Annotated in this window: 16 protein-coding genes; 10 read left to right on the top strand and 6 right to left on the bottom strand. The window is 70.8% G+C overall.

The window, feature by feature from the left end; all coding sequences use genetic code 11:
• Positions 1-533: 533 nt before the first annotated feature.
• Genes queD through queC form a run of 3 tightly spaced genes read right to left on the bottom strand, consistent with a single transcriptional unit; the run spans position 534 to position 2,238 of the window.
• On the bottom strand, positions 534-893 hold the full coding sequence (gene queD / locus V6U77_RS13910) for a 6-carboxytetrahydropterin synthase QueD (RefSeq protein ID WP_334606720.1): 360 nt from the start codon (positions 891-893) through the stop codon (positions 534-536).
• On the bottom strand, positions 893-1,540 hold the full coding sequence (queE, locus tag V6U77_RS13915; RefSeq protein WP_327030595.1) for a 7-carboxy-7-deazaguanine synthase: 648 nt from the start codon (positions 1,538-1,540) through the stop codon (positions 893-895). The genes queD and queE overlap by 1 nt, the downstream gene beginning before the upstream one ends.
• A complete protein-coding gene (queC, locus tag V6U77_RS13920) occupies positions 1,537-2,238 on the bottom strand; it encodes a 7-cyano-7-deazaguanine synthase QueC (protein ID WP_334606721.1) in 702 nt (233 codons plus the stop codon). Before queC ends, queE begins: the two co-directional genes overlap by 4 nt.
• Positions 2,239-2,368: 130 nt before the next feature.
• Here queC and V6U77_RS13925 point away from each other — a divergent pair, with 130 nt between their 5' ends.
• Positions 2,369-2,644: a hypothetical protein gene (locus V6U77_RS13925; protein ID WP_334606722.1), complete on the top strand. Its 276-nt coding sequence runs from the start codon at positions 2,369-2,371 to the stop codon at positions 2,642-2,644.
• Here V6U77_RS13925 and V6U77_RS13930 read toward each other — a convergent pair.
• Both V6U77_RS13930 and V6U77_RS13935 read right to left on the bottom strand, forming a co-directional pair.
• On the bottom strand, positions 2,616-3,404 hold the full coding sequence (locus tag V6U77_RS13930) for an inositol monophosphatase family protein (protein ID WP_334606723.1): 789 nt from the start codon (positions 3,402-3,404) through the stop codon (positions 2,616-2,618). The two genes, V6U77_RS13925 and V6U77_RS13930, sit on opposite strands and share 29 nt — an antisense overlap.
• Entirely contained in the window at positions 3,401-4,459 is a 1,059-nt protein-coding gene (locus tag V6U77_RS13935) for a DUF5919 domain-containing protein (RefSeq protein WP_334606724.1), read from the bottom strand. The genes V6U77_RS13930 and V6U77_RS13935 overlap by 4 nt, the downstream gene beginning before the upstream one ends.
• Positions 4,460-4,752: 293 nt before the next feature.
• Here V6U77_RS13935 and V6U77_RS13940 point away from each other — a divergent pair, with 293 nt between their 5' ends.
• The 5 genes from V6U77_RS13940 to V6U77_RS13960 all read left to right on the top strand — a co-directional run bounded on the left by V6U77_RS13940 (position 4,753) and on the right by V6U77_RS13960 (position 8,594).
• Positions 4,753-5,046: a hypothetical protein gene (locus V6U77_RS13940; RefSeq protein WP_334606725.1), complete on the top strand. Its 294-nt coding sequence runs from the start codon at positions 4,753-4,755 to the stop codon at positions 5,044-5,046.
• Positions 5,043-6,125: an FAD-binding oxidoreductase gene (locus V6U77_RS13945; RefSeq protein ID WP_334606726.1), complete on the top strand. Its 1,083-nt coding sequence runs from the start codon at positions 5,043-5,045 to the stop codon at positions 6,123-6,125. Before V6U77_RS13940 ends, V6U77_RS13945 begins: the two co-directional genes overlap by 4 nt.
• Positions 6,125-6,400, top strand: coding sequence for a DivIVA domain-containing protein (locus V6U77_RS13950; RefSeq protein ID WP_334606727.1), 276 nt, complete (start codon positions 6,125-6,127; stop codon positions 6,398-6,400). The genes V6U77_RS13945 and V6U77_RS13950 overlap by 1 nt, the downstream gene beginning before the upstream one ends.
• A gap of 62 nt (positions 6,401-6,462) precedes the next feature.
• Entirely contained in the window at positions 6,463-7,767 is a 1,305-nt protein-coding gene (locus V6U77_RS13955) for a VWA domain-containing protein (RefSeq protein WP_334606737.1), read from the top strand.
• The gene (locus V6U77_RS13960) at positions 7,764-8,594 is read left to right on the top strand and encodes a peptidase (RefSeq protein ID WP_334606728.1); all 831 of its coding nucleotides are present in this window, start codon (positions 7,764-7,766) and stop codon (positions 8,592-8,594) included. The genes V6U77_RS13955 and V6U77_RS13960 overlap by 4 nt, the downstream gene beginning before the upstream one ends.
• Positions 8,595-8,707: 113 nt before the next feature.
• Here V6U77_RS13960 and V6U77_RS13965 read toward each other — a convergent pair whose 3' ends face one another.
• The gene (locus tag V6U77_RS13965; protein WP_334606729.1) at positions 8,708-9,028 is read right to left on the bottom strand and encodes a GYD domain-containing protein; all 321 of its coding nucleotides are present in this window, start codon (positions 9,026-9,028) and stop codon (positions 8,708-8,710) included.
• Between the two features lie 248 nt (positions 9,029-9,276).
• Here V6U77_RS13965 and V6U77_RS13970 point away from each other — a divergent pair, with 248 nt between their 5' ends.
• From V6U77_RS13970 to V6U77_RS13985, 4 genes are all read left to right on the top strand, one after another.
• The gene (locus V6U77_RS13970; protein WP_334606730.1) at positions 9,277-10,125 is read left to right on the top strand and encodes a sugar phosphate isomerase/epimerase family protein; all 849 of its coding nucleotides are present in this window, start codon (positions 9,277-9,279) and stop codon (positions 10,123-10,125) included.
• Between the two features lie 24 nt (positions 10,126-10,149).
• Entirely contained in the window at positions 10,150-11,475 is a 1,326-nt protein-coding gene (locus V6U77_RS13975) for an AAA family ATPase (protein WP_334606731.1), read from the top strand.
• 101 nt (positions 11,476-11,576) lie between these two features.
• Complete coding sequence (locus V6U77_RS13980) at positions 11,577-12,953, top strand: M23 family metallopeptidase (RefSeq protein ID WP_334606732.1); 1,377 nt, start codon at positions 11,577-11,579, stop codon at positions 12,951-12,953.
• A 234-nt stretch (positions 12,954-13,187) separates the two neighbouring features.
• Positions 13,188-14,093 carry a hypothetical protein gene (locus V6U77_RS13985; protein ID WP_334606733.1) on the top strand — a complete coding sequence of 302 codons (906 nt, stop codon included), beginning with the start codon at positions 13,188-13,190 and terminating at the stop codon, positions 14,091-14,093.
• Positions 14,094-14,196 lie beyond the last annotated feature (103 nt).

Genomic DNA, 14,196 nt, shown 5'->3' on the forward strand with positions numbered 1-14,196 from the left:
GTAAGCGTTCGACAGGACGGCAATGATCGTGTCGTCGGGGTTCGTTCGGGCGAGGTCATAGAACGATCGCGGCGCGCCAGCTTCCGGGCCCGCCCACCCGCTCAGCCCGCGCCACCAATTGCGGTTCTCGGTCGAGCTTCGCCCAACCGAGTCTCCCTCCCGTATCGCGAACGTCGCTGCGTAGGGACGGACGTGCGCGCTGGCAGGGATCAACCCATACCCCGCGGAACAAACCCATAGTTGCGCCTCTACACGTATCGACATCGCGAGTTGACGCGCCGCCGTCCAATGCTCGCCGGCGTAAAGTGACGTGGCGGCAGTGGACGGTTGACCTGGTTCGGAAAGCCTCCGAATCCACTCCGTGAGCCTCTGTCTCGGCAGGTAGCCCGTCAGGGCTCCAACGCGCAGTGCGGCGGGCACGGGAAGGTTCTTGCGGTTCGCACAGGTCACGACGATGTGCATTCGTGTCGACGGCCTCGCCAGGCTTCTATCCACGGTTGAGCCTAGTGGATGCTCATCGGCCGTAGCTTCCGTCACGGGGCATCGCCCCGGTAGACCGCCCCTGACGTGCACGTCTCTCTGACCACGATGGCAGATAGCGGTAGCTGATCGACAAGCTTCGTCCAAATCCACTGGGCCAGTACCTCGCTGGTGGGGTTCTCCAGCCCGGGCACCTCGTTCAGGTAGTAGTGGTCAAGCTGGTCCAAGATAGGCCGGAATGCTGCCTTGATGTCTCCAAAGTCCATCACCCAACCGGAGGACGCGCCGACCTCGCCGCGCACGTGCACCTCAACTCGATAAGAGTGGCCGTGAAGGCGCGCGCACTTGTGTCCGTCAGGCACCTTCGGCAGGCGATGAGCAGACTCGAAAGTGAATTCGCGGAAGATTTCCATCAAGCAATCCCAACGTACTTGTGCGTCTGCAGGCTCAATGACCACTGAGGGTGAGCGAGGCAGTAGTTGATGGCGGCTTGGGTGTTCGCCGCCTGGTCTGGTCCGTCCATCGGCTGGAGGAGAAAGTGGGCGAAGTCCAGGCTCTCGAATCGCTCAGGATCCGCGCCCGGTTGCGGGTACACGAGCTTGAGATCATCACCCTGAGTGATGACTAACTCTGTGCCAGCCTTCGGGCTGACGCAGACCCAGTCGACGCCTGCGGGCAAAGGTCGCGTTCCGTTCGTCTCGATAGCGACCTCGAAGCCCTCGTAATGAAGCGCCTCGACGGCAGCGGTGTCGAGTTGCAGCAGTGGCTCGCCACCAGTGCAGACGACATACGGCTTACTCTTCGGATGGGCTGCACCAGCCCAGGCCTTGGCTACTGCGGCAGCTAGGTCCTGGGCGGACCGGAAGCGCCCTCCTCCGGGTCCGTCAGTGCCAACAAAGTCTGTATCGCAAAACTGGCATATGGCGCGGTGGCGGTCTGTCTCGCGCCCCGTCCAGAGGTTGCAACTCGTGAACCGGCAAAAGACGGCAGGCCGCCCGGCATGAGTACCTTCGCCCTGCAGGGTGTAGAAAATCTCTTTGATGCGGTACGCGGATCTCATGATTGGCTGCCGGCAGCGGGGTCTGACATGCCGAGTTCGGCGAAGCCGCGGGTGCGTAGCAGGCAGGAGTCGCAGGTGCCGCACGGTCGCCCGTTGAGAGGGTCGTAGCAACTGTGCGTGAGGGAGTAGTCGACATCGAGGCTGAGGCCCAGCCGAATCGTGTCGGCTTTGGTCAGGTCGATGAGGGGAGTGTGGATCTTCATCCGCTGACTGCCCTCGACGCCAGCCTTGGTGGCGAGGTTTGCCATGCGCTCGTACGCCTGGATGTACTCCGGCCGGCAGTCCGGGTAGCCGCTGTAGTCGAGGGCGCTCACGCCGATGAAGACATCAGAAGCTCCAAGGGTCTCTGCCCAGGCAAGCGCGAACGACAGGAAGATGGTGTTGCGAGCCGGTACGTAGGTGATCGGGATCTCGCTCCCGATCTCCTCGGCGCTCTTGTGGTGAGGCACAGCGAGACCGTCGTCGGTCAGTGCGGAGCCGCCGAAGATCCTGAGATCGATGTCCGCGACAACATGACGCGTCGCTCCGAGAGCCTTCGCAACCCGTGTGGCGGCTTTGAGTTCTACGGTATGCCGCTGCCCGTAACGAAAGCTGAGGGCGTTGGCCTCGAAGCCCTCCTCGACGGCTACAGCGAGAGCTGTGGCCGAGTCGAGCCCGCCGCTCAGCAGTACAACCGCTTGGGGCTTGGATGCCAACATCTGGGACTCCCCTGCTACGTCGATGATCGAGAAACTGCAGTAGCTAGCTCTGCTGGTCGTGCGTAGTTACTGCTCGCAGGTTGCGTCACGTTACCTGAATACTGCGTGTTGCCGAAAGGTGGACAGAGGCGTGTCCATCGACTTGCCGGCGCCGCCGGGTACGCCCGACGCGAATGCTCGGCTGCTGGCGCCCGCGCAAGGCGATGGCGGCGTTATTCGTCATCCTTGGAGGTGTCTGTCGTCCGGAGGCATGCCCAGCTTATCGGCGGCCTGCGACGAGCCGCCGTCCTCACCTCTGCGCGAAATGAGCCGCTTTACCCGATTCATGTCATTACGGGTCTTCCGGCGCAGCGATGGCCAGCACACGTTCGGCTACGTCAAGCAGCCGCTTGCTCGAACAGGCTGAGGGTGTCCTTGAACAGGGCTGGCGTGACGCCAAGGGTCACGGACGAGTTCACGTCATGGCGGGTCCCGTCCCTGTCTATCAGTTGAGCTCCTGCCTCTCGGGCGATAGCCACTCCCGCAGTCATGTCCCAGGGGCGGTTGGAGAGGGTGAGGGCAGCATCGAGCTTGCCCTCGGCCAGCCAAGCCAGGTCCAGCGCCGCCGTGCCGGTCATCCGTACACGCTGCACGGACTCTACGAGTCGTGCGGTCAGTGCGAGCCGGAGTCGATTCTTGGCAGCCGCATCCTCGCCGACGGCGTAATCACCGATCGCCACGATCGCCTCGCTCAGCCGCCCCGTCTGGCTAACCCGAATCGGTCTGCCGTCGACCGTTGCGCCGTCGCCCTGCGCGGCGGCGTAACGGTTGCCGAGGAAGGGCAACTCGATGACCCCGAGGACCGCCTCGCCGTTGTGTAGCAGTCCGAGCGACACCGCGCAGAGCGGGATGCCTCGCACGAAGTTGGCCGTCCCGTCGATCGGATCGAGCACCCACTGGAGCTCTCCCGGCCCGCTGATGCCGTCCTCCTCGCCGAGGAACCCGATGTCGGGAGTCGCGACCCGGAGAAGCTCACGGATGTCGCGCTCGATCTCGTAGTCCAGCGCGGAGGCCATGTCGCGGTCGCCCTTGGCTGTGAGGGCACCCGGTGGCTTGCGCCGCATGTCCTTGGCCGCCCGCGCAACCGCCTCGATCGCAACAGGCAACAGTGGCCCGTAGTCGCTCACAACTGCTGCCCCCGTCGCCACTGCGTCTCGAAGTGTTGTTCGAACACCGGATACAGGCCGCCGCGAGCCTGTCTCCGTCTGGCGACGAACGCGGGGGAGTCGACCCCTCGGCTCTCCGCAAGGTACGGCTGCGCGACGCAGAGATCGTCGACCAGGATCACGTTGAAGCGCAACGTGTCGTCGTAGACCGCCAGTTCCATGCGGTCCTGGAGCCCGTCGGGTAGCCGGTCACGCACACGCATCAGCGTTTCGATGTTGAGCTTCGTCAGCCCGGACAACTGCCCCGTGGGAAAGCCTTCCTCCGCCTCGCGTGCCTGGACAGCCTGCCCAGATGGATCGAGGAACAGAAGGCGGACATGCGCACCGGCCTCGACCAGGTCGTGCCAGCGGCGGTCCGGGTAAGTCTGCGACAGGAGATTGAGCGACAGGCCAATGGCGCGCACGCTGCTTGCTCCGCCGAGCAGTTGATCGGGCGGAAGGTTGGTGGAGAACTCGGAGCGGTTCGGGTGGACGGCGACGAGGTCTCCGAGCCGCTCCTCATCCAGGTTACCCGCGCCGGACGGGTCGAGAATCGCGGAGAGCGCGAGGACCACGTCGCCGGGTGGGACCGTGTCCGTCTCCCATTTGGTGACGTCGTATCCGGTTGGTCGCCAGGTCAGCATCCGGGCCAGCACGGCGGCGAAGTCTCCGACGCTTAGTCCGAGAGCCTGACGAGTCCGCGTAACCTGCCCGCGCGCGGCGGCTCCAAGGTCGAGCCCGCTCCCGGAAGCCGGAGCCGGCAGGTTTGTCTGAGGTAGCGCCGTCGCGAACCGGCGTTGCGCCTCGTCGGCAGCCTGAGTGAGGGCAGTGTCCAGGGCCGCCTGCATCTCAGGGCGGGGGTTCACGCTCTTCCCGCCGGCCTCCCACTTGGAAACGGTCCGTTCGGCCACGCCCAGGTGTACGGCGAAGTCACGGATGCTCATGCGGAGCGCATAGCGGAGTGCCTTCGTCTCGCGGCCGGTCCATCGCTGCACGGGTGTCATCGTGCCGCCTTCGATCACGTCGAGAACGGTCATCGTGCACCTTACCGGCAGCAGATGCAGCGCAGTTACCGGCCAAGTGCAGTGCGTGGTCGTTCTGGTCTTCCCGCAGCTCGGAAAGGGTGGACGTATGGCCCGGGGCGGGTGCTGGCTCCGGAACTGCGTCGGTCCCCGAACGACACAGCTCCGCTCCCGCCCGCCCCGGCGCCACTCCACCAGCCGTAACGCGAGGGGCAGAAGAACGTGACCACCCTGATCGACGCCATCCCGGTCCTGACCATGGCGACCGCAGAGGAAGCTGAAGCCCGACCCGAGCTGGGCGGCTGGGCGTGACCGCCCAGGAGGTGGTCGGGCAGTGGCTGCGGCTCGTGGTGGCGGACGCGGAGCTGTCGCCGTACCTCATCGGGGTCGACCTGGAACGGCTCGGCGCGCACCTGGCGGCGGGCCTCGCCGCGGCCGTCGAAGGCCAGCCGGCGACGGACCCATGGCGCGGGTTCGGCCTGTCGGAGGAGCAGCACCGGCGCATCGTCGACTACCTGGCGGGGGTGCTCTGGGCGCTCGACGTGCCCGACGAGCGCATCGCCCGCGCCCGCCGGGCCTTCGCTGGCGAGGTGGGCGCGTGAGCATCGTCGCCGCCTGGGAGGCGGCCGTCGACAAGGCCGTCGAGAAGGGCGCCGACGACTTCTGGTGCACGATCGAGGACCGCCGCCCCGGTTTGCTTCCCGAACGCGACGCGCCGCTGCTCTTCGCCGCGCTCGGCCGCCTCACCGTCGGCGGCGACGACCCGGCCGGGCGGGCGGCGCTGCTGGCGGTGCTCGGCCGCGCGTACCGCCAGCATGGCCTGCTGCCGCACGCCGCCACCATCGGCGACGCGCTGCTCGCCGCCGTCGCCCGACGCGGACGTCCGCTGTGGACGTCCCAGCTCACGGACGCCTGGGAGCGCGCCGACCGCCGCGCCGCCGAGGCCGTGCGCCGCGCCGCCGCCCGCGCGGAGGACGGCCCGGCCTGGTGCCCCGCCGAGGTGATCGGCCACGACCGGCCGTGCGACACGATCGCGATCCTGACCGTACGCCCCTGGCAGCGCCTGCCCCACCGGCCCGGCCAGGCGGTCCCCGTCTGCACGCCGCGCCGGCCCGGCCGCTGGCGCTGGCTCTCCCCGGCCAACGCCCCGCGCCTCGACGGCACCGTCGAGCTGCACGTCCGCGCCGTCGCCGCCGGGGCCGTCGCCCACCGCCTCGTCCACGACGTACGCCCCGGCGAACTGCTCTGGCTCGGCCCGCCGCGCGACGCCGGCCTGCGCCTGGACCCGTCCGCGCGGCGGGACCTGCTGCTCGTGGCCGGGGGCACCGGACTGACGCCGCTGCGCGCCCTGGTCGAGCAGGTCGCCGCCGCGCCCGACGGTCGGCGGGTGACCCTGGTCGTCGGCGCGCGCACCTTCGCGGACCTGTACGACGCGCCCGCCCTCGACAAGCTCCAGTGTGCCCACGACTGGCTGACCGTCGTGCCCGCCTTCAGCCACGACCCCGGGGCGGAGCCCGCCGAGCGGGGCGACGCCCTCACCATCGCCCTCGACCACCGCCGCCCCGAGCATGACGTGTACGTCTGCGGCCCGCCGCTGATGCTCGCCGGCGCGCGACTGCGGCTGCTCGCCGCCGGGGTGCCCGCCGACCGCATCCACCTGCCGGCGGAGCTGGTGTCCTGATGGCCGTCTATCGAAGCCGGCACACCCTGCCGGGCCCGCTCACCACCGACCGGGTCCTCGACGTCACCCTGCCGCGTACGCGGCTCGGCCGGCGCGGCTACCGGGTCGACGAGGTCGACGCCCTGCTGTGTCGCCTCGCCCACGAGCTGCGCGACCGCACCCGCCAACTCGACCTCACCCGCGCCGAGAACCACCGCATCAAGGAGGCGCTGCGCACCTGGCAGACCCGGCACGCCGAAGAGCGCTCGCGAGCCTTGCAGGCCGGCTCGTCCTGAGTGGACGGGGCGACGCCACCCGGTCGGCCACGAGCATGATGATCACTAGGATCGGCGCCGTGATGATCAAACGACGGCTCCCGGCGGTCCTGTTAGGACTGCTGGTGGCCTTCCCGACACTGGATGCTCCCGCCTACGCCGACGAGCACGAGACCGCACCCGCCGAGCCGCCCAAGGTGGAGCTGGTGCTCGACGTCAGTGGCTCGATGCGCGCCAAGGACATCGGCGGTCGTTCCCGCATCGCCGTCGCCCAGGAGGCGTTCAACGACGTCGTGGACGCGCTGCCCGAGACGACGGATCTCGGTATCCGCGTCCTGGGCGCCACCTACGGCGGCGACGACAAGAAGGTCGGCTGCCAGGACACCCAGCAGCTCGTGCCGGTCGGCCCCGTCAACCGGGTGAAGGCCAAGAACGCCATCGCCACCCTGCGCCCGACCGGCTTCACCCCCGTCGGGCTGGCCCTGCGCGAGGCGGCCAAGGACCTCGGCACCGGCGAGACCACCCGGCGCATCGTGCTCATTACCGACGGCGAGGACACCTGCGCGCCGCCGGACCCCTGCGAGGTGGCCCGCGAGCTGGCCGCCCAGGGCACCCACCTGGTGGTCGACACGCTCGGCCTCATCCCCGACGAGAAGGTACGCAGGCAGCTCGTCTGCATCGCCTCGGCGACCGGCGGCACGTACACCTCCGCGCAGAGCAAGGACGACCTGACCCGGCGGATCAAGCAGCTCGTGCAGCGGGCCAAGGACACCCACACCAGGACGCCGGCGAAGGTGGCCGGCACCGACGTCTGCGCCGAGGCGCCCGTACTCACCCCCGGTGTCTACACCGACCGGGAGCGCTTCGAGGAGCACCGGTGGTACCGGATCCCGGTCCAGCCGGGGCAGGAGCTGCGGGCCTCGGTGAGCATCGGCCTGGACCGGCCGTTGAACCGGGACTACGGCGTACTGCTGCGGGCCACCGCCACCGACGGGCGGGAACTGGTCCGGGGCAACGACGCCGGCAGCGGTCGTACCGACGTGCTGTCGACCGGCGTGCGCTGGTCGGCGGCCGACGACGACGAGGAGGAGCCGGCGGACGACGACAAGGGTGGCGTCTTCACGGACTCGACGGAGAAGGCGCCCGAGCCCACCGTCGTCTGCCTGGTCGTCAGCAACTCCTTCTCCGCGAAGGCGGGTGCCGGTCAGGCCCCGGGCATGCCGCTCGAACTGACCATCGACCTGGTCGACGCGTCGCCCGCCCCGAACAGCCCGGGTCTCGGCCGTGGTTGGGTGCTGCTGGGCGTACTGACGCTCGCGGGCCTGCTCAGCGGGTTGATCGTCGGTTGGCTGACCCGTTGGTGGGTAGCGGTCTGGAGGACCCGATGAAGGTACGCAAGGCTCCGGCCCTGATCTGGGCCCGCCGCGCGGCGGCGGTGCTCGCCGCCACCGGTATCGCCGTCGCGCTGCCGGCCGCCGCCGGCGCGGACACGCCCACCCCGTCGCCGGGGGCCGCCACCATCAACAAGGCCGGCACCTCGTTCCTCACCGCCGCCGGCATCAGCCCCGGCCAGCCGGTACGGGTCGGCGCCTCCGTGGGCGACTACCTGTACTGGTCGTTCACGGCCGCGGCGGGCGACACCCACCACGTCGCGGCCACCGTGTCGCTGCCCGCCGCGGCGAGCCGCAAGGGCGACTCCACCTGGACCGTCGAGGTCTTCGACGGGCTGCGCCGCCGGCAGGCGTGCGTCGCCGGGGCGCAGACCCCGGTGGCGTCGAAGAGCGCCGCCAGCGTCGACCTCGACTGCGAGCTGCGCCAGGTGCGCTCGTGGGCCGAGCCGTGGTCGGGCGACCCGCTGCCGGGCACCTACTACGTCCGGCTGTCCGGCACCGAGTTGCCGGAGCAGGAGCTGGGCCTGCCGATCGAGGTGAGCCTGCTGGTCGGGGTGGAGTCCGACGGCGACACCGAGCCGGAGGGCGGCGACCTGAAGGAGCCCCTGGTCCCGGCGGTGAACCCGGGCAAGGTGCTCGTCGAGGATCCGACCGCCAGCAGGCCGGACCCGGCGGCCGGCGACGAGGAGGACGGCTGGTTCGACCGGTTCCGGTGGCCGAGCCTGTCGTCGCGCTGGTACTGGACCATCGCGGGCGGCATCCTGGCCGCCGTCGCGGGTGTGGTCGGCTTCGCCCTGACCCGCCCCCGCCAGCGCGTCGGCTGAGGCGATGACGGCAGGGCGGACAAGACTGAACGGGCCATGTCCGCCCTGCCGCACGCGTCGGTTGCTCGGCAACTCTGGGCGGGAAGCGCCGCCAGGTATCAGAGTGCGGCGGGTCAGCCTCCCGGCGGCCGGTAGGCCACCCTCATCTGCAGCGCCTCGTCCATGTCCTCGGGGGTCAGCAGCGGGTTGATCCGGGTGTCCAGGCCACGGGCCGCCCGGATCGTGGCGGCCAGGGCGACGGCGGTCTGCTGGTCGGGAAGATCGCAGATCACGTACACGTCGTGCGGGCCGAGCCCGAAGTAAAGCGACTCCATCCGGCCGCCGGCGTTCTCGACCAGTGCCTGGATCACCTCGGCGCGTCGACTCCCGCCTTCCTTCATCAACCCGCTGATCCCCTCGGCCGTGTAGGTCGCCGTGAACAGGAACCTCGCCATCGGGCACCACCTCCAGATCCCGGCCGCGCGTACCCGGTGTGCCGGTGTCTAGTCCTACCGCCGGATGCCGCCGGCCGGATGCCGCCGGCCGGATGCCGCCGGCCGGGGCCCGCCCTCACGTGCGCGCCAGTGGGGTTCGCGCTGCTGGACGCCCGGGTTCGGGCTCTTCGTGCGGCCCGCCCGTCCCCGGGATGACCGGCCCTCTACAGTCGACGGATCTTGACGATCGGGACGGCGAGAGGGCACAAGTGCGGATCGGCATCAACACGTGGGCGTGGGCGGCACCGCTGACCGACGAGGCGCTCGCCCGGCTGGCCCCCCGGATCAGGGCGTGGGGCTTCGACGCCGTGGAGCTGACCGTCCAGGCGCCGGACGACTGGGACCCCGTCCGCGCCGCCGACCTGCTCGCCGGGCTGGGGCTGGCCCCCGCCGTCTGCGCCGGCCTGCTGTCCGAGCACGACCTGCTCGCCGACGACGAGGAGATCGTGGGGCGTACGGAGGAGTTCGTGCGGCACTGCGTGCGGACCGCGGGCCGGGTGGGTGCCGCCGTGGTGGCGGGCCCGCTCTACGCCCCGGCCGGCCGGCGGTGGCTGCTCGACGCGGACGCCCGGCGCGCCACCGTCGCGCGCCTCGTCGAGCGGCTCCGGCCGCTGGCCGAGGAGGCGGCCGGACAGGGCGTGACGATCGCCCTCGAACCGCTCAACCGGTTCGAGACGAGCCTGATCAACACCGTCGAGCAGGCGTTGGAGGTGGTGGACGGCGTCGCGGGCCTGGGCCTCGCGCTGGACACCTTCCATCTCAACATCGAGGAGCGTGACCTGCCGGCCGCCATCCGGCTCGCCGGCGACCGGCTCGCCCACGTGCAGGTGTGCGGCAACGACCGCGGGGTGCCCGGCGGGGACCACCTCGACTGGCCGGGAATGTTCGACGCCCTGACCGGTATCGGCTATTCCGGCCAGGTGAACATCGAGTCGTTCACCGCCGAGGCCCTGGCGGTCCCGATGTCCGTGTGGCGGCCCCTCACGGCCGGTCCCGACACCCTGGCCGTCGAGGGGCTGGCCTTCCTGCGCGGCCTGACCGGGCGTAATCTCCCGTAGACCTCGGGGGGGAAGGTGGAATCGATGCGCTCCGGGCTGGAGGTGCCGCCGGCGGTCGAGGCGGAGCGGGTCATCACCGCCGTGCTGGCCGACCTGCGCTCCGGCGACCACCGCGGCGTGGTGGTCGACTCGCCGCCGGGGGCCGGCAAGTCGACCCTGGTGGTGCGCGCCGCCGTCGAGCTGGCCGCCGCCGGCGAGCCGCTGATCATCGTCGCGCAGACCAACGAGCAGGTCGACGACCTCATCGACCGCCTGGCGCGCAAGGCGCCCGAGCTGCGCATCGGGCGCCTCTCCGCCGCCGACTACCGGCCGTCCGAGCGGGTCAGGGGCCACGAGACGGTCCGGGTCGCCGCGAAGGTCGCCGACCTCGGCGGTCCGGCCGTCATCATCGGTACGGCCGCCAAGTGGGCCACGGTCGCCGAGGGCTCCTGGCCGTGGGCGATCGTGGACGAGGCGTACCAGATGCGCTCGGACGCCCTGCTGCGCGTGGCCGGACGGTTCGAGCGGGCGCTGTTCGTCGGCGATCCCGGCCAGCTCGACCCGTTCTCCACCGTGGAGACGGGGCGCTGGACGGGCCTGACCTGGGATCCGATGCAGTCGGCGGTGGCGGTGCTGCTGCGGCACAACCCGGAGCTGCCCGTGCACCGGCTGCCGGTGTCGTGGCGGCTGCCCGCCTCGGCGGCGCCGGTGGTGGCGGCGGCGTTCTACCCGTTCACCGGCTTCCGCGCCGGCACGTCCGCCGCGGACCGGGCGCTGAGCTTCACCGGGGCGGGGCCGGGGGACGCGCTGGACCGGGTGGTGGACCTGGCGGCGGCCACCGGCTGGGCGCTGCACGAGCTGCCGGCCCGGCACACCCTGCGTACCGACGGCGAGGCCGCCTCGGCCTGCGCGGCGCTGGCGTTGCGGGTGCTCGCGCGCGGCGCGGTCGCCGTCAGCGAGCACGCGCCGGCGGGCGCGCCGGTCACCGCCGACCGGATCGCCGTCGGGGCCGCCCACCGCGACCAGGTCGCGGCCATCCGCGCGCACCTGGGCGAGGCCGGGGCGGGCATCACCGTGGACACCGCCAACCGGCTCCAGGGCCGGGAGTACGACGTGACGATCGTGCTGCACCCGCTGTCGGGCCGGCGCGACGCGACCGCGTTCCACCTGGAGTCGGGGCGGCTCTGCGTGCTGACGTCGCGCCACCGGCACGCGTGCGTCGTGGTGGCGCGCGCCGGGCTCGGCGAGCTGCTGGACGCCCACCCGTCGACGGAGACCGTGCACCTCGACGTGCCGGTCAAGTTCCCGGACGGCTGGGAGGCGAACCAGACGATCCTCGCCCTGCTCGCCGGCACGACGGCGACCGCCTGACCGGCCACACCCACCCGAGTCCGTCCACCCTCTCGCCGGATGTCGATGGCTGCCTTAGCATCCATCAACATCAAATTCCGGCTCCGGAGGGACTTTCCCCTATGACGGGTCTACTCGCCCGCGTCCTCACCTCGGCCCGCCTGACGCTCGCCGGCGTCGCTGTGGCGCTGCTCGCCGTGGTGGGCACCGCCGCCGTCGTGACCGCGCCGGCCCAGGCCGCCGGCCCCCGGCCGCACTTCCAGATGCCGTTCCCCTGCGGCGAGACCTGGCGGATGGCCACCTACTACGGGCACGACGACTACGACATCGACATGACCTTCACCGGTGGCGCCAGCAGCGGCCGGCCCATCCTCGCCTCGTACGGCGGCACCGTCACGTTCGCGGGCTGGACCAACGGCGGCGGCTGGTACGTGGTGATCGACCACGGCGGCGCCTGGCGGACCAGCTACGCGCACATGATCGAGTCGCCGACGGTGCGCGCCGGGCAGTGGGTGTCGACCGGCCAGCAGATCGGCCGGGTCGGTAGCACCGGCAACTCGACCGGCCCGCACCTGCACTACGAGCAGACGCGCGACGGGGTCAAGACCGAGGCGTACTTCGACGGCGTGCCCTCCGGCATCACCTCCGACGGCAGCCCGAACACCGGCCCCCTCCACATCTCCGGCCCCGTCTCGCCGGCCCGGAACTCGACCAGCCGGAACTGCGGGCAGGCCAGCTCCAACCGCCAGGTGTACGAGTCCGGCAGCCACAGCGGCTGGCGGATGCTGCCGGTCAACAGCATCACGGGCTCGACCACCGCGTCGATGGTCATGGGCACGAACAAGCTGCTCTACACCGTCAACGACGGCAGGGTGTACGAGGCGTCCAGTGACACCGGGTGGCGCAACCTGTGGACCGGCATCTCCGGCGTCAGCAACAACGCGCTCGCCGTGATCCACGTCGACGGCGTCAAGTACATCTACACCGTGGCCGGGGGCATGGTGCACGAGGCGGCGAGCAACAACGGGTGGCGCAACCTGAACACCGGCATCTCGGGGGTGAGCGCGAACGCGCTGGCGGCGCTCGCGGTCGGCGGTGTCAAGCACGTCTACACGGTGGCCGGGGGCATGGTGCACGAGGCGGCGAGCAACAACGGGTGGCGCAACCTCAACTCGGGCATCTCGGGGGTGAGCCCGAACGCGCTGGCGGCCCTCGACCTCAACGGTGTGAAGATCGTCTACACGGTGGTCGGGGGCACGGTGCACGAGGCGGCGAGCAACAACGGCTGGCGCAACCTCAACTCCGGCATCTCCGGGATCAGCTCCGATGCGCTGGCGGCCATGAACGTCGGCGGTGTCAAGCACGTCTACACGGTGGCCGGGGGCATGGTGCACGAGGCGGCGAGCAACAACGGCTGGCGCAACCTCAACTCCGGCGTCCGCGGCACGAGCGTCTCCGCGACGAGCCTCAACGGGGTGAAGATCCTCTACACCGCCTGACGGTGCGACCGGGAACGTCCGGGGGCACCGCCTGCCCGCCCGCCGGCGAGCAACGAAGCCGGCGGGCGTGGCGGCCCGAGCGAGGCGATCAGTCGACTACTTGACGTAGTCGGCTTGGGGATAATGCCTGGTCGTCCGAATACGTAGCGTGAGCGCGTCAACCGCAACGCCTCGTCCCGGTCAACCCCGACACCTGCGGAAGGCCACCGCCGAGGCGACAGACAGGAGCGTCACATGTCAGCTCAGGCAACAGTCGGCCGGCGCAGAACCCGCGCGTTCACCCTCCTTATCGGCGCCACCGTGGCGGCCGTCGTGGTCGTCCCCGCCGCTCCCGCGTCGGCCGCCGTCCCCGGCCTCGTCCGGATCGCCGTGACGAGCGCCAGCAACTCGAACGACTTCCGCACCGTCACGGCGACCTGCCCGGTGGGCAAGGTGCTGACCGGGACCGGCTACGAGCTCAACGGGGCGACCGGCGAGGCGGTGGTCGACGACCTGCGCCCCAACGGCGGCCCGGCCACCGCGCCGACCGCCGTGAACGTGGGGGCGTACGAGACGGAGGCCTTCGCGGGCAACTGGTCCCTCACCGCGTACGCGATCTGCGCCAACCCGGTCGCGGGCCTGGTGCGGGTCTCGGCGACCACCGCCAGCGACTCGAACGACTTCCGCAGCGTCACGGCGACCTGCCCCGTCGGCAAGGTGCTGACCGGGACGGGGCACGAACTCAACGGCATCATGGGTGAGGGCGTGGTCGACGACTTCCGGCCCAACGGTGGCGTGGCGACCGCGCCGACCTCGGTCTTCGTGGGCGCGTACGAGGCCGACGCCTTCGCCGGCAACTGGTCCGCGACGGCGTACGCGATCTGCGCCAACCCCCTCGCCGGCCTGGTCCGCGCCTCCGCGGTGAGCCCCAGCGACTCGAACGACTTCCACAGCGTCGCGGCGGCCTGCCCGATCGGCAAGGTGCTGACCGGGGCCGGCTACGAGCTCAACGGCATCATGGGTGAGGGCGTCGTCGACGACTTCCGGCCCAACGGCGGCCCGGCCACCGCGCCGGCCACCGTCACCTCCGGCGCGTACGAGGAGGACACCTTCACCGGCAACTGGACCAACACCGCGTACGCCGTCTGCGCGACGGCGTAGTCACCGGCGCCGGCCGGTGGTGCCGCCCCGACCCCGGGGCCGGTGCCACCGGCCGGCGCTCGCGGGCCCCTGCCGGTCGCGGCGTGCCCGCGACCGCCCCGCT

It is taken from the genome of Micromonospora sp. CPCC 205546 (genome assembly GCF_036902715.1).
Classification (GTDB): domain Bacteria; phylum Actinomycetota; class Actinomycetes; order Mycobacteriales; family Micromonosporaceae; genus Micromonospora.

Coding starts and splice junctions, on each gene's coding strand:
- V6U77_RS13985 (WP_334606733.1), top strand. CDS start 13,188: ATGTCAGCTCAGGCAACAGTCGGCCGGCGCAGAACCCGCGCGTTCACC.
- V6U77_RS13935 (WP_334606724.1), bottom strand. CDS start 4,459: ATGACCGTTCTCGACGTGATCGAAGGCGGCACGATGACACCCGTGCAG.
- queE (WP_327030595.1), bottom strand. CDS start 1,540: ATGAGATCCGCGTACCGCATCAAAGAGATTTTCTACACCCTGCAGGGC.
- V6U77_RS13980 (WP_334606732.1), top strand. CDS start 11,577: ATGACGGGTCTACTCGCCCGCGTCCTCACCTCGGCCCGCCTGACGCTC.
- V6U77_RS13975 (WP_334606731.1), top strand. CDS start 10,150: ATGCGCTCCGGGCTGGAGGTGCCGCCGGCGGTCGAGGCGGAGCGGGTC.
- V6U77_RS13960 (WP_334606728.1), top strand. CDS start 7,764: ATGAAGGTACGCAAGGCTCCGGCCCTGATCTGGGCCCGCCGCGCGGCG.
- V6U77_RS13965 (WP_334606729.1), bottom strand. CDS start 9,028: ATGGCGAGGTTCCTGTTCACGGCGACCTACACGGCCGAGGGGATCAGC.
- queD (WP_334606720.1), bottom strand. CDS start 893: ATGGAAATCTTCCGCGAATTCACTTTCGAGTCTGCTCATCGCCTGCCG.
- queC (WP_334606721.1), bottom strand. CDS start 2,238: ATGTTGGCATCCAAGCCCCAAGCGGTTGTACTGCTGAGCGGCGGGCTC.
- V6U77_RS13950 (WP_334606727.1), top strand. CDS start 6,125: ATGGCCGTCTATCGAAGCCGGCACACCCTGCCGGGCCCGCTCACCACC.
- V6U77_RS13955 (WP_334606737.1), top strand. CDS start 6,463: ATGATCAAACGACGGCTCCCGGCGGTCCTGTTAGGACTGCTGGTGGCC.